The 21,718-nt window shown below is 72.6% G+C and carries 22 protein-coding genes; 12 read left to right on the top strand and 10 right to left on the bottom strand.

The features are described from left to right. Positions 1–31: 31 nt before the first annotated feature. From ACZ6QQ_RS08580 to ACZ6QQ_RS08570, 3 genes are all read left to right on the top strand, one after another. A complete protein-coding gene (locus ACZ6QQ_RS08580) occupies positions 32–520 on the top strand; it encodes a M67 family metallopeptidase (RefSeq protein WP_465875237.1) in 489 nt (162 codons plus the stop codon). Positions 521–589: 69 nt separating this feature from the next. Further along, a complete protein-coding gene (locus ACZ6QQ_RS08575) occupies positions 590–943 on the top strand; it encodes a MoaD/ThiS family protein (protein WP_465875236.1) in 354 nt (117 codons plus the stop codon). An 11-nt stretch (positions 944–954) separates the two neighbouring features. Then, positions 955–1,920 carry a PLP-dependent cysteine synthase family protein gene (locus ACZ6QQ_RS08570; RefSeq protein WP_465875235.1) on the top strand — a complete coding sequence of 322 codons (966 nt, stop codon included), beginning with the start codon at positions 955–957 and terminating at the stop codon, positions 1,918–1,920. A gap of 13 nt (positions 1,921–1,933) precedes the next feature. Here the strand turns inward: ACZ6QQ_RS08570 and ACZ6QQ_RS08565 are convergent, their stop codons facing one another. Beyond that, the gene (locus tag ACZ6QQ_RS08565) at positions 1,934–2,389 is read right to left on the bottom strand and encodes a hypothetical protein (RefSeq protein WP_465875234.1); all 456 of its coding nucleotides are present in this window, start codon (positions 2,387–2,389) and stop codon (positions 1,934–1,936) included. Positions 2,390–2,694: 305 nt separating this feature from the next. Here ACZ6QQ_RS08565 and ACZ6QQ_RS08560 point away from each other — a divergent pair, with 305 nt between their 5' ends. The 5 genes from ACZ6QQ_RS08560 to rdgB all read left to right on the top strand — a co-directional run bounded on the left by ACZ6QQ_RS08560 (position 2,695) and on the right by rdgB (position 7,245). Then, positions 2,695–3,441 carry an MBL fold metallo-hydrolase gene (locus ACZ6QQ_RS08560; protein WP_329107901.1) on the top strand — a complete coding sequence of 249 codons (747 nt, stop codon included), beginning with the start codon at positions 2,695–2,697 and terminating at the stop codon, positions 3,439–3,441. A gap of 100 nt (positions 3,442–3,541) precedes the next feature. Further along, positions 3,542–4,687, top strand: coding sequence for a glycosyltransferase family 4 protein (locus ACZ6QQ_RS08555; RefSeq protein WP_465875233.1), 1,146 nt, complete (start codon positions 3,542–3,544; stop codon positions 4,685–4,687). Between the two features lie 5 nt (positions 4,688–4,692). Beyond that, on the top strand, positions 4,693–5,820 hold the full coding sequence (locus ACZ6QQ_RS08550; protein ID WP_465875518.1) for a glycosyltransferase: 1,128 nt from the start codon (positions 4,693–4,695) through the stop codon (positions 5,818–5,820). 59 nt (positions 5,821–5,879) lie between these two features. Next, positions 5,880–6,608, top strand: a complete 729-nt coding sequence (rph, locus tag ACZ6QQ_RS08545; protein WP_465875232.1) for a ribonuclease PH — start codon at positions 5,880–5,882, stop codon at positions 6,606–6,608. 22 nt (positions 6,609–6,630) lie between these two features. Beyond that, the gene (rdgB, locus tag ACZ6QQ_RS08540; protein ID WP_465875231.1) at positions 6,631–7,245 is read left to right on the top strand and encodes an RdgB/HAM1 family non-canonical purine NTP pyrophosphatase; all 615 of its coding nucleotides are present in this window, start codon (positions 6,631–6,633) and stop codon (positions 7,243–7,245) included. A gap of 9 nt (positions 7,246–7,254) precedes the next feature. Here the strand turns inward: rdgB and hutH are convergent, their stop codons facing one another. The 6 genes from hutH to ACZ6QQ_RS08510 all read right to left on the bottom strand — a co-directional run bounded on the left by hutH (position 7,255) and on the right by ACZ6QQ_RS08510 (position 15,176). Next, positions 7,255–8,793, bottom strand: coding sequence for a histidine ammonia-lyase (gene hutH, locus ACZ6QQ_RS08535; RefSeq protein WP_465875230.1), 1,539 nt, complete (start codon positions 8,791–8,793; stop codon positions 7,255–7,257). Then, a complete protein-coding gene (gene hutI / locus ACZ6QQ_RS08530; protein WP_465875229.1) occupies positions 8,784–9,971 on the bottom strand; it encodes an imidazolonepropionase in 1,188 nt (395 codons plus the stop codon). Before hutI ends, hutH begins: the two co-directional genes overlap by 10 nt. Beyond that, positions 9,968–11,290, bottom strand: coding sequence for a formimidoylglutamate deiminase (locus ACZ6QQ_RS08525; RefSeq protein WP_465875228.1), 1,323 nt, complete (start codon positions 11,288–11,290; stop codon positions 9,968–9,970). Before ACZ6QQ_RS08525 ends, hutI begins: the two co-directional genes overlap by 4 nt. Continuing rightward, on the bottom strand, positions 11,287–12,585 hold the full coding sequence (locus ACZ6QQ_RS08520; protein ID WP_465875227.1) for an allantoate amidohydrolase: 1,299 nt from the start codon (positions 12,583–12,585) through the stop codon (positions 11,287–11,289). The genes ACZ6QQ_RS08525 and ACZ6QQ_RS08520 overlap by 4 nt, the downstream gene beginning before the upstream one ends. Before the next feature lie 9 nt (positions 12,586–12,594). Continuing rightward, positions 12,595–14,244: a urocanate hydratase gene (gene hutU / locus ACZ6QQ_RS08515; protein ID WP_465875226.1), complete on the bottom strand. Its 1,650-nt coding sequence runs from the start codon at positions 14,242–14,244 to the stop codon at positions 12,595–12,597. An 80-nt stretch (positions 14,245–14,324) separates the two neighbouring features. Further along, positions 14,325–15,176 carry a MurR/RpiR family transcriptional regulator gene (locus tag ACZ6QQ_RS08510; protein ID WP_465875225.1) on the bottom strand — a complete coding sequence of 284 codons (852 nt, stop codon included), beginning with the start codon at positions 15,174–15,176 and terminating at the stop codon, positions 14,325–14,327. Between the two features lie 126 nt (positions 15,177–15,302). Between ACZ6QQ_RS08510 and ACZ6QQ_RS08505 the strand changes: the two genes are divergently transcribed. From ACZ6QQ_RS08505 to ACZ6QQ_RS08490, 4 genes are read left to right on the top strand one after another with little or no spacing between them, the layout of a single operon-like run. Then, a complete protein-coding gene (locus ACZ6QQ_RS08505; protein ID WP_465875224.1) occupies positions 15,303–15,941 on the top strand; it encodes a class I SAM-dependent DNA methyltransferase in 639 nt (212 codons plus the stop codon). A gap of 52 nt (positions 15,942–15,993) precedes the next feature. Beyond that, positions 15,994–16,827, top strand: coding sequence for a class I SAM-dependent methyltransferase (locus tag ACZ6QQ_RS08500; protein ID WP_465875223.1), 834 nt, complete (start codon positions 15,994–15,996; stop codon positions 16,825–16,827). 53 nt (positions 16,828–16,880) lie between these two features. Then, positions 16,881–17,744 (top strand): MOSC domain-containing protein, encoded by an 864-nt coding sequence (locus ACZ6QQ_RS08495; protein WP_465875222.1) that lies wholly within the window; start codon positions 16,881–16,883, stop codon positions 17,742–17,744. A 42-nt stretch (positions 17,745–17,786) separates the two neighbouring features. Then, complete coding sequence (locus ACZ6QQ_RS08490) at positions 17,787–18,800, top strand: expansin EXLX1 family cellulose-binding protein (RefSeq protein ID WP_465875221.1); 1,014 nt, start codon at positions 17,787–17,789, stop codon at positions 18,798–18,800. 39 nt (positions 18,801–18,839) lie between these two features. Here the strand turns inward: ACZ6QQ_RS08490 and ACZ6QQ_RS08485 are convergent, their stop codons facing one another. From ACZ6QQ_RS08485 to ACZ6QQ_RS08475, 3 genes are all read right to left on the bottom strand, one after another. Next, the gene (locus ACZ6QQ_RS08485) at positions 18,840–20,114 is read right to left on the bottom strand and encodes a serine hydrolase domain-containing protein (protein WP_465875220.1); all 1,275 of its coding nucleotides are present in this window, start codon (positions 20,112–20,114) and stop codon (positions 18,840–18,842) included. Between the two features lie 107 nt (positions 20,115–20,221). Continuing rightward, complete coding sequence (locus tag ACZ6QQ_RS08480) at positions 20,222–20,860, bottom strand: flavin reductase family protein (RefSeq protein WP_465875219.1); 639 nt, start codon at positions 20,858–20,860, stop codon at positions 20,222–20,224. Between the two features lie 197 nt (positions 20,861–21,057). Continuing rightward, a complete protein-coding gene (locus tag ACZ6QQ_RS08475) occupies positions 21,058–21,588 on the bottom strand; it encodes a GNAT family N-acetyltransferase (protein WP_465875218.1) in 531 nt (176 codons plus the stop codon). Positions 21,589–21,718 lie beyond the last annotated feature (130 nt).

Raw genomic sequence — 21,718 nt, 5'->3', positions numbered from 1 at the left:
GGGGCGCCGAAACAGGCGGTAAGCTGGTGCCGTGCTGAGCATCGACCGGGCGATCCGCGACGCGATCGTCGCGCATGCTCGTCGGGACCATCCCGACGAGGCCTGTGGTGTGGTCGCCGGTCCGGCCGGCAGCGACCGGCCGACCCGACACATCCCGATGGACAACGCCGCCCGCTCGATGACCTTCTACGAGTTCGACTCGATGGAGCACCTGCGGGTGTGGCGGGAGATGGACGACCGGGACGAGGAGCCGGTGGTGATCTACCACTCGCACACCGCGACCGAGGCCTACCCGTCCCGGACCGACATCTCCTTCGCCGGTGAGCCGGGCGCGCACTACCTGCTGGTCTCCACCCGTGATCCGGAGGTCGAGGAGATTCGCTCGTTCCGCATCGTGGATGGTGTGGTGACCGAGGAGCCGGTCCGGATCGTCGAGGCCGCGGTGGACCCGCACGCCGTGCAGTCCTACATGTTCGGGCAGAGCCCGACGACGGTCGACTACGAGTGTTCCGGCCGCTGACCCGTTCGCGGGTGGTATCCGGTCGTAGTCCCTTTTTCCCTGAACCGTCGTTTATCTAGGAGTAACAGCATGTCCATCGAGGTTCGCATCCCCACCATCCTGCGCAGCTACACCGGCGGCGCGAAGATCGTCGAAGGCGCCGGGGACACCCTGGCCGAGCTGCTGTCCAACCTGGACTCCCACCACGCCGGCCTACGCGGGCGGCTGGTCACCGACGAGGGCTCGCTGCACCGGTTCGTCAACGTCTACGTGAACGACGAGGACGTACGTTTCCTCGGCGCGCTCGACGCGAAGGTCGCCGACGGTGACACCGTGACCATCCTGCCGGCCGTGGCCGGCGGCGCGTTCGGCTTCGCGGCGGCTGCGGCGATCGTCTCGCACAGCGCGGCGGCGGGTCGCCGCGCACCGGTCACCGCTCGCTGAGGCGGCCAGCCGTGGCGCGGTACGACAACCTGCTCGACGCCACCGGTGGCACGCCACTGGTGGGTCTGCCGCGCCTCTCACCGACGGTGCCCGAAGGGGCGCCGCCGGTGCGGCTCTGGGCCAAGCTCGAAGACCGGAACCCGACCGGCAGCATCAAGGATCGCCCGGCCCTGTACATGGTCCGGGCGGCCGAGGCTGCCGGTCGGCTCCGGCCCGGCGACACGATCCTCGAACCGACCAGCGGCAACACCGGCATCTCGCTGGCCATGGTGGCGAAGCTGCACGGCTACCGGCTGGTCTGCGTGATGCCGGAGAACGTCTCCGCCGAACGGGTCCAACTGCTCCGGATGTACGGCGCCGAGATCATCTTCTCGCCGGCCGCGGGCGGCTCGAACCAGGCGGTGGCCACCGCGAAACAGATCGCGGCCGAGCACCCCGACTGGGTGATGCTCTTCCAGTACGGCAACGAGGCGAACGCGCGGGCGCACTACGAGACCACCGGGCCGGAACTGCTGCACGACCTGCCGACCATCACCCACTTCGTGGCCGGGCTCGGCACCACCGGCACCCTGATGGGCACCGGCCGTTACCTCCGGGAGAAGGTCGACGAGATCGAGATCGTCGCCGCCGAGCCACGGTACGGCGAGCTCGTCTACGGGCTGCGCAACATCGACGAGGGCTACGTGCCCGAGCTCTACGACGCGACCGTACTGAGCCGGCGGTTCTCCGTCGGCACCCGCGACGCGGTGCTGCGTACCCGGCAACTGGTCGAGGTCGAGGGCATCTTCGCCGGCTTCTCCACCGGCGCCATCCTGCACGCCGCGCTCGCCGTCGCCCACGAGGCCGTACGCGCCGGCCGCCGGGCCGACGTCGCCTTCGTGGTCGCCGACGGCGGCTGGAAATACCTCTCGACCGGTGCCTACGGCGGCACCCTGGGCGACGCGGAGGAAGCCCTGGAGGGACAACTCTGGGCCTGAGACCCGGCGCCGCCTAGAGTGCGGCGAGAGTCACCGCCAGATTGACCGCGAGCGGCAGCGTGGCGAGGCTCAGCATGATCCAGGGCAGTCGAGGGTGCCGGACGGAGAGGAACGCGACCATGGTCAGCGCGACGCCGCCCAGGCCGACGCCGGCCATCATCGGCTCGTACCAGTCCGGCGCCACCCCCGCGACGATCGCGACCAGTCCGCGTAGCCCGGTGGCGAGCCCGATCAGGCCCAACGCGGTGGCCCAACCGCAGACACCGAGGATCTGCCGGCTGGTGCCGCGCGGGCCCGCCCGCCGGGTGCAGATCGGGTGGTCGGCGGTGGGTGCCGCCCACGGCACCGGGGGCGGCTGCGGATGACCGGTGGGCGTCGCCGGCCGGATCGTGCCGGTCGCCACCAGCGGTACGGTGCCGATAGCGACCGTCGGCGTGACCGTCTCCCGCTGCGGGGCGTCGATCGTCATGTCAGCCTCGGTGGGCACGGTGCACCGTCCTGGTCCGCGTCATCGCCCGCCACCACCGGCGGACCTTGTCACCTGATGCAACGCTCAGGTGTGACGGGGCGTAACGGCGGGGCGGGTGAAGTCGTTCGGCCCAAGTGGGAGGCGGTGGTTGGGCCGGTGTCACCTTGGCGACAACATGCGGCAGTTTTTTCTTGCCTCCCGGTGTCGAAGCGTAGGCTGCGCACCGTGACAGAGGCGCCGGCAGAGATCGTCTACATATTGGTCGGCGGGCTGTCCGTGACCATCGGTAACTTCAGGACGACCGGATGCGACTGACTGTTCTGGGCTGTGCCGGGAGCTTCCCGGGTCCCGAGGCGGCCTGTTCGGCCTATCTGGTCGAGGCGGACGGGTTCCGGCTGCTGGTCGACTTCGGCTCCGGTTCACTCACCGCCCTGCAGCGCTACGCCGGGCTGCACGCGGTCGACGCGATCCTCCTCACCCACCTGCACTGCGACCACATCCTCGACGCGGTCACCTACGTCGTGGTGCGCCGGTACGCCCCCGACGGGCCGTACCCGCCGTTGCCGGTGTACGCCCCGGCCGGCGCGCCGGACCGGCTCGCCGGTGCGTACAGCCAGGACGAGACGAGCGTCGACGACGTCTACACCTTCTACGGCCTCCAGCCCGGCAGTTTCCCGATCGGCCCGTTCACCGTCACCGTCGACCGGGTCAACCACCCGGTCGAGACCTACGGCGTACGGCTGGAGCACAACGGCCGGTCGCTCGCGTACTCCTCGGACACCGCACCCTGCGAGGCGCTGCTGCGACTCGCCCACGGCGCCGACGTCTTCCTCTGCGAGGCGAGCTACCTCGACGGCGTGGACAACCCGCCGGACCTGCACCTGACCGGGCGCGAGGCCGGGGAGATCGCCACCAAGTCGGAGGTCGGCCGGCTGGTGCTGACCCACCTGGTCAGCGCCTGGGGCAGCGAGGCACTGACCTACGAGGCGGCCGCCTCGGCCTTCGCCGGCCCGGTGGAAATCGCCCGACCCGGCGCCCGCTACGACATCTGACGCGGTCCGGACATCGACGGCGACATCTTGTGCGGCACTGTTTGCCAACCGGTCAGCTAACCGTCGCCCGCCGCACCAGCACGGGTTCCACGGTGAGCGCATGCGCATCGCGATCGTCACGGAGTCCTTCCCGCCGGATGTCAACGGTGTGGCGCACTCCGTCGTCCGCGTCGCCGAGCACCTGGTCCACCGGGGGCACACCCCGATCGTGATCGCTCCGGCGCCGTCGTCAGCCACCCGTGGCTTCCCCGGTGACCACCCGTACCCGGTGATCCGGGTGCCGAGCGTGGCCGTGCCGCGTTACCGCAGCTTCCGGCTCGGGCTGCCGTCGGCCCGGCTCGCCGACGCGCTCAACCAGCACGCCCCGGACGTGGTCCACCTGGCCAGCCCGTTCGTGCTCGGGGCCCGGGGGATGGCCGTCGCGAGCCAACTCGACCTGCCCACCCTGGCGGTCTACCAGACCGACCTGGCCGCGTACGCCCGCCACTACCGGCTCGGCTGGGGCGAGGCCGCCGCCTGGCGCTGGCTGCGCAACATCCACAACGCCGCCGACCGTACCCTGGCCCCGTCCACCCGGTCCGCCGCCGACCTGGTCACCCACGGGGTGCAACGGGTGTGGCTGTGGCGGCGGGGCGTCGACAGCGTCCGGTTCGACCCGGCGCTGCGCAACGACGAGGTACGGGCCACGCTCGCCCCGAACGGGGAACTGCTCGTCGGCTACGTCGGCCGGCTGGCGGTGGAGAAGCGGGTCGAGTTGCTGGCCGCCACCTCCCGGCTGCCCGGCGTACGGCTGGTCGTCGTCGGCGACGGTCCGGCCCGCCGGGACCTGGAACGGGCCCTGCCCGACGCCGTCTTCCTCGGCGCCCGGCAGGGGGACGAACTCGCCCGGCTCTACGCCAGCCTGGACATCTTCGTGCACAGCGGCCCGTACGAGACGTTCGGGCAGACCGTCCAGGAGGCGCTGGCCAGCGGCCTGCCGGTGGTCGCACCGGCCGCCGGGGGTCCGCTGGACCTGGTCGAGCCGGGGGTGACCGGAACCCTGGTGCGACCCGAGGACGGGGCCGCGCTCGCGGACGCGGTAGCGGAACTCGCCGGTGACGCCGAGCGCCGCCGCGCGTACGGCCTCGCCGCCCGGACCTGGGTCGCCAACCGCACCTGGGCGGCGGTCGGCGACGAGCTGATCGGGCACTACCGGGCGGTGCTCGCCAACGCCGGTGCCTCGACTCAGCGGCGGATCGCCGCGTGACGGGGCTGCGCATCGTCCGGCTGGCGAACTTCGTCACCCCCCGCTCCGGCGGGCTGCGCACCGCGCTGCGCTGCCTCGGCGCCGGCTACCGGGCGGCCGGACACGAACCCGTACTGGTGATTCCCGGTGAACGGGCCGGGGACGAGATGGTCGGCCCGGACCGGGTGATCACCCTGCCCGGACCGGCGCTGCCCGGCACCGGCGGTTACCGGGTGCTGGCCGGTCGCCGCCGGTTGCGCAAGCTGCTGGAGAAGCTGGAGCCGGACCGGCTGGAGGTCTCCGACCGGTCGACGCTGCGCTGGACCGGCGCCTGGGCGAAGGCGCACGGGGTGCCGTCGCTGATGGTGTCGCACGAGAGCCTGACCGGGCTGCTCGACGTCTGGGGTGCCCCGGCGGCGGTCGGGCGACGGCTGGCCGACGCGATCAACGGGCGGACGGTGGCGACGTACGACCGGGTGGTCTGCACCACCGACTGGGCCGCGGCCGAGTTCCGCCGGATCGGGGCGCCGAACCTGACCCAGGTGCCGCTCGGCGTCGACCTCGACTCGTTCCACCCGGACCGGCACCACCCGGCCGTACGCGCCGAGTACGCGGCCGACGGCGAGGTGCTGCTGGTGCACTGCAGCCGGCTGTCGCCGGAGAAGCGGCCCGAGCTGGCGATCGACGCACTGGTGGCGCTGCGCGCCGCCGGTGTGCCGGCGACGCTGGTGGTGGTCGGTGACGGGCCCCGCCGGGCCGCGCTCGGCCAACGCGCCGTCGGGCTGCCGGTGCACTTCGCCGGTTTCCTGCCCGACCGCAACCGGGTCGCGGCGCTGCTGGCCAGCGCCGACGTGGTGGTCGCGCCGGGGCCGGTGGAGACGTTCGGGCTCGCCGGGCTGGAGGCGCTCGCCTGCGGTACGCCGGTCGTGGTGAACGCCGCCAGCGCGCTGCCGGAGGTGGTCGGCGCGGCCGGTCTGGGCGCCCACGGCACCGGCGAGGGCTTCGCCGAGGCGATCGCGACCCTGCTCGCCCGGCCGGAGGCGGAACGCCGGGCGGCGGCCCGCGCCCGCGCCGAGCAATTCGGCTGGGCCGGCTCGGTCGAGGGTTTCCTGCGGGCCCACGACGCCCCGGTGGGGGTCTCCGTCCCCGCCTGAGCGCGGGTCGCGGGGTGCCCCGGGGCGGCGGTCTGCGGTGTAACACATAGGCTGCCCCCATGGCACGACCTGATGGGCGGCAGCCCGATGAACTCCGGCCGGTGACACTGACCCGGCAGTGGAGCGTGCACCCGGAAGGGTCCGTGCTCGTCGAGTTCGGCCAGACCCGGGTGCTCTGCACGGCGAGCGTCACCGAGGGGGTGCCCCGCTGGCGCAAGGGCTCCGGGCTCGGCTGGGTCACCGCCGAGTATTCGATGCTGCCCCGGGCGACCACCACCCGCTCCGACCGGGAGAGCGTCAAGGGCCGCATCGGTGGCCGGACCCAGGAGATCTCCCGGCTGATCGGGCGCAGCCTGCGGGCCTGTATCGACCTGAAGGCGCTGGGCGAGAACTCGATCGTGCTCGACTGTGACGTGTTGCAGGCCGACGGCGGGACCCGTACCGCCTCGGTCACCGGCGCGTACGTCGCCCTGCACGACGCGGTCGGCTGGCTGGCCGCCCGCAAGGCGTTGGCCGGCAAGCCGGCCTCGGTGATGCACCGGTCGGTGGCTGCGGTCAGCGTCGGCATCGTCGACGGTGAGCCCCGGCTCGACCTGAACTACCTGGAGGACGTGGCCGCCGAGGTGGACATGAACATCGTCTGCACCGGCACCGGGGACTTCGTCGAGGTGCAGGGGACCGGTGAGGCGAACGTCTTCGCCCGGGACCAGCTCGACGCCCTGCTCGACCTCGGGGTGCTCGGCTGCGCGGAACTGGCCGACGCCCAACGCAAGGCCCTGGCCGGCTGAGAGAGTGGAACGAGGAGAGCAGATGACCCGGGTGCTGCTGGCGACCCGCAACGCCAAGAAGCTGGTCGAGTTGCAGCGCATCCTCGACGGTGCGCTCGGTCCACAACGGATCGAACTGGTCGGCCTGGCCGACCTGCCCGCGTACCAGGAGGTGCCGGAGACCGGGCTCACCTTCGGCGAGAACGCGCTGCTGAAGGCGCGCGAGGGCGTCAAGCACACCGGTCTGCCGACGGTGGCCGACGACTCCGGCCTGGCCGTGGACGCGCTCAACGGCATGCCGGGGGTGTTCAGCGCCCGCTGGTCCGGCCGGCACGGCGACGACCGGGCCAACCTGGACCTGGTGCTGGGCCAGATCGGCGACGTACCGGACGAGCACCGGGGGGCCGCCTTCGTCTGCGCGGTGGCGCTGGTGCTGCCCGGCGGCAAGGAACACCTGGTCGACGGCAGGCAGACCGGTCGGCTGCTGCGCGCACCGCGCGGCGACGGCGGCTTCGGCTACGACCCGATCTTCCTCGGCGACGGCCAGGACCGGACCAACGCCGAACTCAGCCCGACCGAGAAGGACGCGGTCAGCCACCGGGGCAAGGCGCTCCGGGCCCTGGCAAAGGTCGTCGCCAAGGTGCTGCTGCCGAACTGACCCCCGGCCCTACACCAGCGGGCCGACCTCGGACTCGATGGCGGTGCGCAGGTCACGGGTGATGACGGTGGCGCGGGCGGCTTCGAGGGCGGGGGCGAGGAAGATGTCCGGGCCGGGTTCCCCGGCGAACCGGGCCACCGCGCGGACCGCCGCCCGACCGGCGGGGGAGGGGCGCAGCGGGGCGCGCAGTTGCAGTCCGCGTACGGCGGCCAGCAGTTCCACCGCGAGCAGGCTGGTCAGGTTGTCCAGCACCGTACGGAGTTTGCGGGTGGCGGCCCAGCCCATCGAGACGTGGTCCTCCTGCATGCCGCTGGTGGGCAGCGAGTCGACCGATGCCGGGGAGGCCAGCCGGCGGTTCTCCGCCACGATCCCGGCGGCGGTGTACTGGGCGATCATCAGCCCGGAGTTGACCCCGGCGTCCGGGGTGAGGAACGCCGGCAGGTCCCGGTTGCGGGTGATGTCGAGCAGCCGGTCCACCCGACGTTCCGAGATCGCGCCCACCTCGGCGGCGGCGATGGCGAGGAAGTCGGCGGCGAAGCCGAGCGGGGCGCCGTGGAAGTTACCGGTCGACTCGACCCGGCCGTCCGGCAGCACCACCGGGTTGTCGACCACGGAGACGAGTTCCCGGCCGGCGACCGAGGTGACGAATCCGAGGGTGTCCCGGGCGGCACCGGCGACCTGCGGGGCGCAGCGCATCGAGTAGGCGTCCTGGACGGCGTGCACCAGGTCGTCGCGGTGCGAGTCCATGATGTCGGAGCCCTGGAGCAGCCGGTGGATGTTCGCCGCCGAGACCGCCTGTCCCGGATGCGGGCGGATGCTGTGCAGCTCGGGCTGGAACGGCCGGTCGGTGCCGAGCATCGCCTCGATCGCCAGGGCGGCGGTGACGTCGGCCATCGCGAACAGGTGTTCCGCGTCGCCGATCGCCAGCAGCAGCATGCCGAGCATGCCGTCGGTGCCGTTGATCAGCGCCAGGCCCTCCTTCGCGGCCAACTCGATCGGGGTCAGCCCGGCCCGGTGCAGCGCCACCGCCGCGTCCTCGCGGGCACCGCCCTTGTCGAGGGTCCAGCCCTCGCCGAGCAGGGCCAGCGCGCAGTGCGCCAGCGGGGCCAGGTCACCGGAGGCGCCGAGCGAGCCGTGCTCCGGCACCCACGGGGTGATGTCGTGGTTGAGCAGGTCGACCAGGGACTGCGCGACCAGTGGCCGGACCCCGGAGTGCCCGAGCGCGAGCGAGCGTACCCGCAGCAGCATCATCGCCCGGACCACCTCGCGCGGCATCGGGGCGCCGATCCCGGCGGCGTGCGACCGGATCAGGGCGTGCTGCAACTCGGCCCGGCGTTCGGGGGCGATGAACGTGTTGGCGAGCGCGCCGAAGCCGGTCGAGACGCCGTACACCGGTCGGCCGTCCTGTTCGATCCGGTCCACGATCGCCCGGCTGGTTTCCATCGCCGCGATGGTCGCCGGGTCGAGCACGACCGTGGCCGAGCCTCGGGCGACGGCGAGCACGTCGGCGGGGGTGACGCCGGCGGGGGTGACGGTGACTACTGACATTGCGGTACTCCGTTGTGCAGGACCTGGCGGACCAGCGGTACCCCTGGCCGGTAGGCCAGGTGCAGATACGAGGGCGCGTCGAGGATGGTCAGGTCGGCCCGCGCGCCCCTGCGCAGCACGCCGATGTCGTCGCGGCGCAGCGCCCGCGCCCCACCGGCGGTCGCGGCCCAGACCGCCTCCGCCGGGGTCATTCCCATCTCGCGTACGGCGAGCGCGACGCAGAACGGCATCGAGGACGTGTACGACGAGCCGGGGTTGCAGTCCGTGGCGAGCGCGACCACGGCTCCGGCGTCGAGCAGGCGCCGAGCGTCCGGGTACGGCGACCGGGTGGAGAACTCGGCCCCCGGCAGCAGGGTCGCGACCGTCTCCGCACCGGCCAGCGCGTCGATGTCGGCGTCGCTCAGGTGGGTGCAGTGGTCCGCGCTGGCGGCGCCGAGTTCCACCGCGAGTTGCACTCCGGGACCGGGCCCGAGCTGGTTGGCGTGCAGCCGTAGACCGAGTCCGGCGGCCTGGCCGACGGTGAGGATCGCGCGGGCGTGGTCGGCGTCGAACGCGCCCCGTTCGCAGAACACGTCGATCCAGCGGGCGTACGGCAGGGCGGCGCGCAGCATCGGCCCGCAGACCAGTCCGACGTAGTCGTCCGGCCGGTCGGCGTACTCGGTGGGGACGACGTGCGCGCCGAGGAAGGTGGTTTCGGTGGTGAACTCACCGGCGATCCGCAGCGAGCGGGCCTCGTCGGCGACGCTGAGCCCGTACCCGCTCTTGATCTCGATCGTGGTGGTGCCCTGGCGCAGCGCCTCGGCCCGCAGCCGGGAGACGTTGGCGCGCAGCGTGTCGTCGCTGGCGGCGCGGGTGGCGCCGACCGTGGTCCGGATCCCGCCACCGGTGTACGGCTGCCCGGCCATCCGGGCGGCGAACTCGGGTGCCCGGTCCCCGGCGAAGACCAGGTGGGAGTGGCTGTCCACGAAACCGGGCAGGACCGCCGCGCCGTCGGCGTCGATCCGCCCGTCGGCGGCCGGGGCATACTTCGCCGGCCCGAGCCAGGCGATCCGGCCGCCCTCGACCAGCAGCGCCGCCCGGCGGCGGATGCCGAGCGGTCCGCCGTCGCCGTAGGGCTCGTTGGTGACCAGTTCGCCGATGTTGTCGACCAGCAGGCTCGGCCCGGAGTGGGCGCTCACGACCACACCGCCGCGATCGACCGGCCCAGCTCGGCCGCGACGTCGAGCGTGACGTGCCGGCCGTCGCGGACCACCACCCGACCGTCGACCAGTACGTCGGTGACGTCGGCGGCGCCGGCCGCGAAGAAGACCCCGGCGGGCGGCACCGCCGCCGTCCGTACGCTGTCCAGCGCGACCGTGACCAGGTCGGCGCGGCAGCCGACGGCGATCGTGCCGGCGTCGGACCAGCCGAGCGCGGTGTGCCCGGCGGCGGTGGCGGCGTGGGTGAGTTCGGCCGGGGTGAAGTGCCCGCGCCGCTCGGTCCGCAGCCGTTCGTCGAGTTCCACCGCCCGCGCCTCCTCGAACAGGTCGATCACCGCGTGGCTGTCCGAGCCGAGGCTGAGCGGGCTGCCTGCGTCGGCGAGGGCGCGGGCCGGTCCGATCCCGTCGGCGAGGTCCCGTTCGGTGGTCGGGCAGAGACAGGCGCCGGTGCCGGTCTCGCCGAGCAGGGCCACGTCGTTCTCGGTCAGGTGGGTGGCGTGCACCGCGGTCGCGTTCGAGCCGAGTACGCCCATGTCGCCGAGGAGCTGGGTCGGGGTGCAGCCGTGGGTGGCGAGGCAGGCGTCGTTCTCGGCCCGCTGCTCGGAGAGGTGGAAGTGCAGGGGGCCGCCGCTGTTGCGGTAGGCGAAGGTGGTCAGCGAGCCGAGCGGCACCGCCCGTACCGAGTGCAGGGCGGCGCCGAGGCGCAGGTGCGGGGCGGGCGGCAGCGTGTCGTGCCGGGCGGACCAGGCGTCGACGTCCCGGTCACCGAACCGCCGCTGCACCCCCGCCAACGGTTGGCCGTCCACCGTGGAGGACAGGTAGAGGGTGTCCAGCAGGGTGAGCCGGATCCCGGCCTGGGCGGCCGCCTCGACCAGCGCCGCACCCATCACGAACGGCTCGGCGTACGGGGTGCCGTCGCCCCGGTGGTGCAGGTAGTGGAACTCGCCCACGCAGGTGATCCCGGCCAGCGCCATCTCGGCGTACGTGGCGCGGGCCAGGGCCAGGTAGGTGTCCGGGGCGAGTCGGGCGGCGACCTCGTACATCCGGTCCCGCCAGGTCCAGAACGTGCCGCCGCCGACCTGGGTGTGTCCGCGCAGCGCCCGGTGGAAGGCGTGCGAGTGGGTGTTGGCCAGCCCCGGCAGGGTGACCCCCGGCAGCCGGGTCACGCCTGGCGGCGCCACCACCCCGGCGGTGACCTCGCCGAACCGACCGTCGACGACCTCGATCAGCACGTCCGGCTGCGGCGACTCGTGGCCGGGCAGCCAGGCGTACTCGGCGTGGAAGCGGTTGCTGCTCATCGGTCCTCCACCGGGGCGCCGGTCGGTTCCGCGACGGGCCCGCAGGCCAGGGCGGTCAGTACGTCGGCGAGCCGGGCCACCCCGGCCGCGCAGTCGTCGTCGGTGGCGTACTCGGCCGGCGAGTGCGACACCCCGGTCGGGTTGCGCACGAACAGCATCGCCGTGGGCAGGTGCGCGGCCAGCACCCCGGCGTCGTGTCCGGCGGCGGTCGGCAGCACCGGTACGCCGTCGTCCAGCACCTTCCGGAACAGCTCGATCAGCCCACCGTCGAACTCGACCGGCGGGGTCACCGACTCGGCCGTCAGCCGTACGCCGGTCCCGTCCCGGACCGCCCGCTCGGTCGCCTTCTGCCCAACGGCCTCTACCAGGGCGGCCAGGGTGGCGGCCTCGGCGGCGCGGGCGTCGAGCCAGCCGCGGACCCGGGACGGGACCGCGTTGGTGGCGTTCGGTTCGACCTCGACCCGGCCGACGGTGGCCTGGGCACCGCAGCGCCGGGCCTCCTTGTTCGCGGCGAGCACGGTGAAGGCGTAGGTCAGCATCGGGTCGCGCCGGTCGGCCATCCGGGTCGTCCCGGCGTGGTTGGCCTCGCCGGTGAACTCCATCCGCCAGCGCCCGTGCGGCCAGATCCCGCTCGCCACGCCGACCGGTGCGCCCAGGTCGACCAGGGCCCGCCCCTGTTCGATGTGCAGTTCGACGAAGGCGCCGATCCGGGCGAGCAGGTCGGGTCGGGCACCGGCCGGCCGGGCACCGAGCGCCTCGACCAGCGTGGTCCCGTCGGAGTCGGTGAGCGCCGCCGCCCGGTCCACCGGCAGCTCACCGGTGAGTAGCCGGGACCCGAGGCACGGTACGCCGAACCGGGCCCCCTCCTCCTCGGCGAACGCGACCACCCCGACCGGCCGGTACGGCACCCGCCCCCGCGCGCGCAGCTGGTCGATGGCGAGGAAGGCGCTGACGATGCCGAGCGGCCCGTCGTAGCCGCCGCCGTGCGGCACCGAGTCGAAGTGGCTGCCGACCAGGACCGCGTCACCGCGTGTCGGGTCACCGTGTGTCGGGTCGCCGCGCGTCGGGTCACCGGGTGTCGGGTTATCGCACCAGGCGAACAGGTTGCCGTTGCCGTCCTGCTCGACCGGCATGCCCCGGTCGGCGGCCTGCCGCCGGAACCAGTCCCGCAGCCGCAGCTCCGGCTCTCCGAAGGCGTACCGCAGGTAGCCGCCGCTGACCGGGTCACGCCCGATCGGCGCGATGTCGTCCCAGAGCGTCCGGAACGCGGTCACCGCGTCGGGTCCCTGTGTCACCACGCCCTCCTACGTCCGGTCCATCGGGACCGGCAGGCCGGTCCGGTCGGCGACCTCGGCGGCGCTGGGGTAGCCGGCGTCGACGTGCCGGAGCACGCCCATCGCCGGGTCGTTGGTGAGCACCCGTTCGATCTTCTGGCCGGCGAGCGCGGTGCCGTCGGCGACGCAGACCTGCCCGGCGTGGATCGACCGGCCGATGCCCACCCCGCCGCCGTGGTGGATGGACACCCAGGACGCCCCGCTGGCCGTGTTGACCAGGGCGTTGAGCAGTGGCCAGTCGGCGATCGCGTCGGACCCGTCGGCCATCGCCTCGGTCTCCCGGTACGGCGAGGCGACCGACCCGGCGTCGAGGTGGTCCCGTCCGATCACCACCGGGGCGGAGAGTTCGCCGGAGGCGACCATCTCGTTGAACCGGACCCCGGCCCGGTCCCGTTCGCCGTACCCGAGCCAGCAGATCCGGGCCGGCAGGCCCTGGAAGGCGACCCGCTCACCGGCCAGCCGGATCCACCGGGCCAGCGACTCGTTCTCCGGGAAGAGTTCCAGTACGGCCCGGTCGGTGGCGGCGATGTCGGCCGGGTCGCCGGAGAGCGCCGCCCAGCGGAACGGGCCCCGGCCCTCGGTGAACAGCGGCCGGATGTACGCCGGCACGAAACCGGGGAAGTCGAAGGCGCGCTCGTACCCGGCGAGTTGGGCCTCGCCCCGGATCGAGTTGCCGTAGTCGAAGACCTCGGCACCGGCGTCGAGGAAGCCGACCATCGCCGCCACGTGCCGGGCCATCGAGGCCCGCGCCCGGTCGGTGAACTCGGCCGGCTTGGCGGCGGCGTACTCGGCGGCGTCGGCCAGTTCGACGCCGACCGGCAGGTAGGAGAGCGGGTCGTGGGCGCTGGTCTGGTCGGTGACGATGTCGATCTCGACGCCGCGTACCAGCAGCTCGGGGAAGATCACCGCCGCGTTGCCGACCACGCCGACCGAGAGCGCCCGGCGGTCCCGCTTCGCCGCGAGCACCGCCTCGACCGCCTCGTCCAGGGTGTCCGCGACCCGGTCCAGGTAGCGGTCGCGCACCCGGCGGGCGAGCCGGTCCGGGTCGACGTCGACGATCAGGCACGCCCCGCCGTTCATGGTGACCGCGAGCGGCTGGGCGCCGCCCATCCCGCCGCAGCCGGCGGTGAGCGTGAGGGTGCCGGCGAGGGTGTTGCCGAACCGCTTGGCGGCGACCGCGGCGAACGTCTCGTAGGTGCCCTGCAAAATGCCCTGGGTACCGATATAGATCCACGAACCAGCGGTCATCTGGCCATACATGGTCAGACCGAGCTGTTCCAGGCGGCGGAACTCCGGCCAGGTGGCCCAGTCACCGACCAGGTTGGAGTTGGCCAGCAGCACCCTCGGCGCCCACTCGTGCGTGCGCAGCACCCCGACCGGGCGGCCGGACTGCACCAGCATCGTCTCGTCGTCGCGCAGCTCGGTCAGGGTCCGGATCAGCGCGTGGTACGAGGGCCAGTCGCGGGCGGCCCGGCCGGTGCCGCCGTACACGACCAGGTCCTCCGGGCGCTCGGCCACCTCCGGGTCGAGGTTGTTCATCAGCATCCGCATGGCCGCCTCCTGGGCCCAACCAACTGCGGTACGGGTGCTGCCGCGCGCGGCGCGAACGGGCTGGTACATCAGGCTCTCCTGGCGCAACGGTGGGGTGTGGCGGACTCGGCTTCGGCGGGTGGGGAACTCAGGTTCGGCGGGTGGGGGACTCAGGTGAGGAACACCTGCCGGCGGGCGGCGGACTGTTCGAACTCCTCCAACCGGCGTTGGGTGTGGCTGGGCGCGGCGTCGCAGATCGCCTGGAGCAGCACCATGGCCAGGGTCATCGGGGCGGTGTGCAGGTCGAACACGAGTTGGGCGCCGACGGCGGCGGGGAGCACGATGTCGGCGTACTCGGCGGCCGGGCTGACCGCCGAGTCGGTGATCACGACGATGGAAAGTCCGGCGTGCCGTGCCTCGCGGAGTGCGTCGAGGGACTCGCGCGGGTAGCGCGGCAGCACGATGGCGAGCAGTGCGGTCGCGCCGGCCGTACGGGACTGGTCGAGGCGGTCGGCGAGCAGGCTGCCGCCGGTGTCGAGGACCCGTACATCCGGGTGCACCTTGGCGGCGAAGTAGGCGAAGTACGCGGCCAGTGGCGCGGCGGCGCGCAGGCCCAGCACCGGCAGCGGGCGGCTGTTGGCGAGCATGGCCCCGGCGGTGGTCACCTTGTCCGGGTCGGTGAGCTGTTCGGCGAGCCGGTGCAGGTTCTCCACCTCGGCGCTGACCGCCCGCTGCAACTCGTTGCCGGCCGGTACGTCCGGCGCCGGGCGGCCCCGCTCGACGGAGGTGATCTCGCGCAGTCGGCGGCGCAGCGCGGGGTAGCCGTCGTAGCCGAGCGCGATCGCGAACCGGGTCACCGAGGGCTGGCTGACCTGGGCGAGTTCGGCGATCTCGGCCGCCGACAGGTACGCCGCCGAGGCGGCGTGCTGCACCAGGCTGTGCGCGATCCGGCGCTGGGTCGGGGTCAGCCGGATGCCGTGGAACAGGTCGAGGACCTGGTCCGTCGGGGGCGTGGCGACCAATACCGCATCTCGGACAAGTGAATCGTCATTCACGGAAGCACTCTATGCATAAAATCATTCAGGAAGCAACGATGCACGCCCGACGCGCCGCCACTGGGGTTCCCGGAGACCGATAGGTTCCCGGTCATGAGCGATCTCGCCTTCCTCGATTCGACCCGCTCCTCGTACGACTTCGTGGCCGCCGGCTACTCCGACCTCTTCATCGACCAACTGCCCGAGCAGCCGGTACTGCGGAGCATGCTGACGCTCTTCGCCGAGCTGGCAACCGGGCGGACCGCCGACGTGGGGTGCGGGCCGGGGCAGATAACGGCGTTCCTGCGCGCGCAGGGCCTCGACGTGTTCGGGATCGACCTGTCACCGGGGATGGTCGAACAGGCCCGCGTCAACTTTCCGGAGCTGCGGTTCGAGGTCGGCACGATGACCGACCTCGACCATCCAGACGGAAGCCTGTCCGGCCTCAACGCCTGGTTCTCGACCATCCACATCCCCGACCGGGAGCTGCCGGGCGTACTGGCCGAGTTCCATCGGGTGCTGACCCCGGGGGCGCCACTGATGTTGGCCTTCCAGATCGGCGACGAACCGAAGCACTTCGCCGAGGCGTGGGGCCACGAGGTCGACCTGACGCTCTACTACCGTCGTCCGGAGACCGTCACGGAAATGCTCACCGAGGCCGGATTCCACGTCCTGGTGACGACCGTCCATGAGCCGGTCCGCCAGGAGCCGAGGCGGCAGGCCGCATTCATGATCGCCAGCAGACTCGACTGAACGTCCGGCGGGGCGCCGACATGCTTCTCGGCGACGTGATACAACCAACATCGTGGATGGGATCAGGTTCCGGCGCGCCATCGCCCGTACCCCGCTCGCACCCGTCGCGGCCTTCCCGAAACGGCTGCTCCAGGTGGCGAAGTACGACGCCCGGGTGCTCCGCGTCTCCACCCGCTGGCTGTTCACCTCCCGCGAGCACCACAACTACACCTACGACCTGACCCGGCTCAGCCGAGAACACCTGGCCTGGTTCGTCAGCGTCCTCTGCGAGACCCCGGTCAAACAGGTCCGGGACTACCTGGCCGAGATCGAGTCCGACCAGGAACTGCGCCGGCACATCGAGCGGACCACCGCCGCCTCCGCCCGCCGGGGACTGGCCGACCGGCAGGTGCGCTACGCCCGCCGGATCGGCTGGTACGCGATCGTCCGCGCGACCCGCCCGGCCCACATCGTCGAGACCGGCGTCGACAAGGGGCTCGGCACCTGCGTACTCGCCTCGGCGCTGCTGCGTAACGCCGCCGAGGGGCACCCCGGCCGGGTCACCTCCCTGGACATCAACCCCGAGGCCGGCTACCTGGCCCGGGTCGCGCCCTGGTCCGAGGTGGTCGACCTGGTGATCGGTGACTCGATCGCCTCGATCCGGAACCTGGACCGACCGGTCGACCTGTTCCTGCACGACAGCGACCACAGCGCCGGGCACGAGCGCAACGAGTTCGAGGCGGTCGAACCGAAGCTGGCACCGGGCGCGCTTCTGCTCACCGACAACGTCACGGTGACCGACGTGCTCGCCGAGCACGCGGAGCGCACCGGCCGCCGGTTCCTCGCCTACCGGGAGACCCCGTCGCGGCACTGGTTCCCCGGCGACGGCATCGGAGTGGCCTGGTAGGCCCCGTGACTCGGGGATTCCGGCGCCGCTGAACCCCGTGCGATCCTGGCGGAATGCGACTGGCCGCCATCCACACGTACCCGATCAAGGGTTGTCGTCGGCTGGACCACGACGCGGCCCGGGTCGAGCCGTGGGGGCTGGCCGGCGACCGGCGCTGGCTGATCGTGGACGCCGACGGGGTCGGCATCACCCAGCGCCAGCACCCGGAACTGGTGACCCTGCGGGCGGTGCCCCGGCCCGGCGGGCTGGGCCTGGCCGCGCCCGGCCGGACCCCGCTCGACCTGGCCGAACCGTCCGGCGGCGAGCAGATCGGGGTACGGGTGTTCCAGAGCCGTCCGCTCACCCCGGTACGGGCCGCCGGCCCGGTGGCCGACAACTGGCTCGGTGACCTGCTCGGGCAGCCGGTCCGGCTGGTCTGGCTCGGTGACCCGGCCGGCAATCCGATCATCCAGCCGGTCCCCGCCGGAACCGGTACCTCGGTGAACTTCGCCGACGGAACACCGTTGCTGCTGGCCAGCACCGCCTCGCTGGACGAGTTCAACGGGTGGCTGCTGGAGACGGGCAGCCCCGAGGGGCCGCTGCCGATGAACCGCTTCCGCCCCAACCTGGTGATCTCCGGGGCGGTGCCGTGGGCCGAGGGGGAGTGGGTCGACCGGCGGATCCGGATCGGCGCGACGGTCTTTCGTGGCCTCACCCAGTGCGGCCGGTGCGTGGTCTCCGCGACCGACCAGGACACCGGCGTACGCGGCCAGGAGCCCCTGCGTACGCTCGGCGTCCGCCGCAACATCGGCCGGCGACTCCTCTTCGGCCTGCAACTGGCCGTCGAACTGCGCTCCGATCCCGATCCCGACTCCGCTGATCGGGCGGCCGACTGTGGCACGGTCACCGTCGGTGACTCTGTGGAGGTGCTCGGTTAGGGCTGTTGCGTGTTGTCGGATGCTGGGGCAGCATCGGTCGGCGTGACTGACCCGGACGCGGCTCCCGACCACGACAACCAGCTCGGCAACGACGGAGGCGGACGGCGGGGCGGTCACCGGCGGGCCACCCGTGGACCTGCGCGCTGGCTGGTCGCCGCCGGGATCACCGGTGTGGCCGCCGTACTCGGGATCGTGCTGGCCGTGCGTTCCGGAGCCGAACCCGCCTGCGCCGCCGTACTGGCCGCCCCGCCCACCGGGGATACCGTCCACAGTGGAAAGGCCACCTTCTACGACTCGGCCGGAGCCGGCGGCAACTGCTCGTTCCCGAGCGCCCCGGCCGACCGGCTCTACGTCGCGCTCGGCCCGTCCGAGTACGCCTCGGCCGCCGCCTGCGGCGGATATCTCGACGTCACCGGGCCGAAGGGCAGGGTACGGGTGGTGGTCATGGACCAGTGTCCCGAGTGCACGCCGGGCCACATCGACCTCTCGAAGGAGGCGTTCGCGAAAATCGCCGACCCGGTGCAGGGCTTGGTGCCGGTGACGTACCGGGCGGTGGTGAACCCGCCGTCGTCCGGTCCGCTCACCTTCCGGATGAAGGACGGCGCCTCGCAGTGGTGGTTCGCCGTACAGGTGGGCAACCACGGCAACCCGCTGCGCTCGGTCGAGGCGAAGGCACCCGGTGGTGGCTTCCGGGCCGCCGTCCGGCAGAACTACAACTACTGGATCGTCGACGGGGGGCTCGGCGCCGGGCCGTACAGCATCAGGGTGACCGACGTGTACGGACGCCAGGCGACCGCCACCAACATCCGGATGGCCCCGGAGCAGGTCCAGCGCAGCACGGTGACGATGTCCGGCGGCGCTGCCCCGGCCGCCACCGCCCGGACGACAACCCCCGCCGGCCCCGCGTCGCCACGTCCCACCCCGAGCACCGCATCGACCCCGAGCACCGCATCGACGCCGATCCCGAGCGCACCGGCGTCTCCGGCCGGCGCGTCGGGCGAGCCGGCGACGACCCTCGGTGCGCTGGCCGAGTCCGGCGCCGCGCCCGGTTGCTGAACCTCCCGGACGCGGCGCCGCTTCGCTGTCGAGCCGGTGTTACCGCAGCCCGCCCGGCGCGTACGTGGCCAACCCCGGTGCCGGGGTGAGCCGGAACCCGTCGAGGCTTCCCGCCGTACGCGCGGCCGCCGATCCCGCCTCCTGCGGCCCGCAGAGCGCGGTCGTGAGGAACGCGAACGTCGCCGCACCGATCGGGTCCGGTGTGCCCGGCACCTGGTAGTGGGTGGCGTTCAACGCGAGGGTCACCTGTCGGCTGCCGTCCGGCGAGTGCAGCGAGAACGCGCTGTGCCCGAGCACCAGGCCGTCGTGCCCCTGGGCCAGCCCGCACGGCAGCGGCAGGGACAGCACACCCAGCCCGTACCGCACGCCGTCCGGGTCGGCCGGGTCGGTTGGCAGGAACCCGAGCAGTTGGGCCTGCTGGGCCGGGCGCAGCAGCCGCCCGGTGAACAGCGCCCGGTAGAACCGGTCCAGGTCGGCGGTGGTGGAGACGAGTTCGCCCGCCATCCCGGCCCAGGACATGTTGTAGACGCTGAAGTCGCGCAGTTCCCCCTCGTACCAGGGGACGTAGCCCAGGCTGTGCGGCCCGGTGATCCGGGGCGCGGTGCCGGGGAAGTAGGTGTCGTCCAGGTCCAGCGGCTTGAGGATCCGGCGCCGGATCTCCTCGGCGGCCGGGCGTCCGGTGACCCGTTCCACGATCAGCCCGGCCAGGATGTAGTTGGTGTTGGAGTACGAGAACCGCGCGCCGGGCGCGTTCGTCGGCGGCATGTCCAGCCCGATCCGGGCCAGTTCCCGAGCGGTGAACGTGGTGGTGCGGTGCTGCTCGATCAGCTCCGGGGTGGCGAGGATGACCCGGTCGTAGGTGCCGATGCCGCTGTGGTGGTTGAGCAGCATCCGGACGGTCACCCCGTCGGGGGCGAGGTCGGGCAGGTAGCGCCGGACCGGCGCGTCGAGCGAGATCCGGCCCTCACCGACGAGTTGGAGCACGGTGGTGGCGACGAAACTCTTGGTGATGCTGCCGACCCGGTGCTGGTAGCCCGGTCGTACCTGTCGGCCGGTGGTGATGTCGGCCAGTCCGCTGGCGCCGCGCCAGGTGGCCCGGCCGTCGCGTACCTCGGCGAAGACGCCGATCATGCCGGCCTCGGTGATCCCGCTCAGTGCGGCGTCGAGTGCCTCGGTCGGCAACGCGCCGGACCCGGGCCGACCACCGTCGGCCGCCGGCCGGGCCGCCGCCGGTCCGACTCCGGCCGTGACCAGTACGGTCACCGCAAGCATCCCGGCCGCGAGTATCGACAGTTTCCGTGGTGCTTTTCGCATGTTCCCTCCCCGCATGAACGATCCGGGGACGACCGTAGTACCGCTTTGCAACTCTTTTGCCATGACTGATGCCGACTGTCCCCTTCCCGGTGCCCTCCCCGGCCCGGTCAGCCGTTGGTGGGGGCGAGCCGGTGCGGCATGTTCCAGCCGTCGGCGAGCCGGGACGGGTGCACGTTCTCGCCGCCGCCGAAGAACTCGCAGAACTTCATGATCAGCGGATCCCAGCCGATCGGGTCCACATGGTGCGTACCGGGGATGACCAGGCTCTGCTCGACGTGGGTGCGCAGCACCTCGACCTCGAACGCGGTGCAGCCGCCCTCGGGGCCGCCGATCGGGTGGGCCGCGACGACCCGGCATTCGAGCTGGATCGGGCACTGCGCGACGCGGGGCGCCCGGACCAGGTCCGCCGGCTGTTCGGTCAGGCCGGCGAGGGAGAACTTGTCCGGCTCGTACCGGTAGCCCTGGGCCAGCTTGTGCTCCGGCACGTCAGGCCGGCCGGTGGTGAGCGCGATCCGGTCGACCGCGTCCACCATCGACGACGACGGGAGGTTGAGCACACACTCGCGCTCGCGCAGCAGGTTGGCGGTGGTCTGGCCGCTGTTGCCGAGTCCGAGCAGGCACGACTGGTTGAGCCACCAGGCCGACGACATCGGTGCGAGGTTCGCGCTTCCGTCGGGGTTGCGCGAGCCGATCAGCACCACCGGAGTGCCGAAGTAGAGCACCTTGAGCCCGGGTACGACGTGCATCCTGTTGCCTTTCGCGGGAGTTCACCGACCCGCGGGGTCGTACGCGGGCCGTGCTCCCACCCTGCGTCAGCGCGGCACCGAGTGCTGGCGGTGATCGGACGCCGCGTTCGGCCAGGTCACAGTCGGGATCGGCGCTGCCCGGCCGGCTGTGGTCGGGGAGGCGGGCCCGGCGGGGCCGACACCGGCTGCGGTGCGCGTCAGCGCAGCGGCAGCCACATCAGGATCTCGTCCCGGTCGTCGCCGGGGGCGAGTCGCAGCGCGCCGGGCAGCCGGCCCACCTCGCGGTAGCCGCACCGCTGGTAGAACCGTTCCAGGTCCAGGCCGCCCCGGACGGTCACGTGCAGTGCCTCCAAGCCCAGCTTGCGGCCGATCCGCTCGGCTTCGGCCAGCAGTGCCGCGCCGTAGCCGGAGCCCTGCCGGTCGGGGTGGACCATCACCCGCTTGAGTACGCACCAGTGGTCCTCCAGCACGAACCGGTTGCCCGTGAAGATCAGGAAGGCGGCCGGTAGGTCGTCGTCCGCGTAGCCGACCAGCAGTCGGTCCGGTCCGGTCTCGATCCCGGCGAAGGCGGCGTCCGCCACCTGCCGTACCTGCTCCTCGGTGACCGGGGCGACGAAACCGACGGCACCTCCGGCGTTGGTCACCTCCGTCCAGAGCGAGACGAGCTGTTGCCGGAGCGGTGCGGTCAGCTCGGGGTCGAGCACGAAGCGGAGGGTCACGCCGGCCATCCTCGCCGGTTCGCTCCGGTGTGCCCGGCCGGCGTTCGGCCATGGTGACGGCGGTTACAGGTGCTGTTGGCTGACAGAATTTGAAATCTGTCAGCTGTCGTTACATACTTGACTTCGAACCGAGTGACCC

This window comes from Micromonospora sp. NPDC049529 (assembly GCF_055586685.1).
This window is presented reverse-complemented; position numbering and strand designations above follow the sequence as displayed.

Bases quoted from the DNA above. Each gene is read 5' to 3' on its own strand.
- ACZ6QQ_RS08575 (WP_465875236.1), top strand. From the start codon at position 590: ATGTCCATCGAGGTTCGCATCCCCACCATCCTGCGCAGCTACACCGGC.
- ACZ6QQ_RS08565 (WP_465875234.1), bottom strand. From the start codon at position 2,389: ATGACGATCGACGCCCCGCAGCGGGAGACGGTCACGCCGACGGTCGCT.
- ACZ6QQ_RS08560 (WP_329107901.1), top strand. From the start codon at position 2,695: ATGCGACTGACTGTTCTGGGCTGTGCCGGGAGCTTCCCGGGTCCCGAG.
- ACZ6QQ_RS08555 (WP_465875233.1), top strand. From the start codon at position 3,542: ATGCGCATCGCGATCGTCACGGAGTCCTTCCCGCCGGATGTCAACGGT.
- rph (WP_465875232.1), top strand. From the start codon at position 5,880: ATGGCACGACCTGATGGGCGGCAGCCCGATGAACTCCGGCCGGTGACA.
- rdgB (WP_465875231.1), top strand. From the start codon at position 6,631: ATGACCCGGGTGCTGCTGGCGACCCGCAACGCCAAGAAGCTGGTCGAG.
- hutH (WP_465875230.1), bottom strand. From the start codon at position 8,793: ATGTCAGTAGTCACCGTCACCCCCGCCGGCGTCACCCCCGCCGACGTG.
- ACZ6QQ_RS08525 (WP_465875228.1), bottom strand. From the start codon at position 11,290: ATGAGCAGCAACCGCTTCCACGCCGAGTACGCCTGGCTGCCCGGCCAC.
- hutU (WP_465875226.1), bottom strand. From the start codon at position 14,244: ATGTACCAGCCCGTTCGCGCCGCGCGCGGCAGCACCCGTACCGCAGTT.
- ACZ6QQ_RS08505 (WP_465875224.1), top strand. From the start codon at position 15,303: ATGAGCGATCTCGCCTTCCTCGATTCGACCCGCTCCTCGTACGACTTC.
- ACZ6QQ_RS08495 (WP_465875222.1), top strand. From the start codon at position 16,881: ATGCGACTGGCCGCCATCCACACGTACCCGATCAAGGGTTGTCGTCGG.
- ACZ6QQ_RS08485 (WP_465875220.1), bottom strand. From the start codon at position 20,114: ATGCGAAAAGCACCACGGAAACTGTCGATACTCGCGGCCGGGATGCTT.
- ACZ6QQ_RS08480 (WP_465875219.1), bottom strand. From the start codon at position 20,860: ATGCACGTCGTACCCGGGCTCAAGGTGCTCTACTTCGGCACTCCGGTG.
- ACZ6QQ_RS08475 (WP_465875218.1), bottom strand. From the start codon at position 21,588: ATGGCCGGCGTGACCCTCCGCTTCGTGCTCGACCCCGAGCTGACCGCA.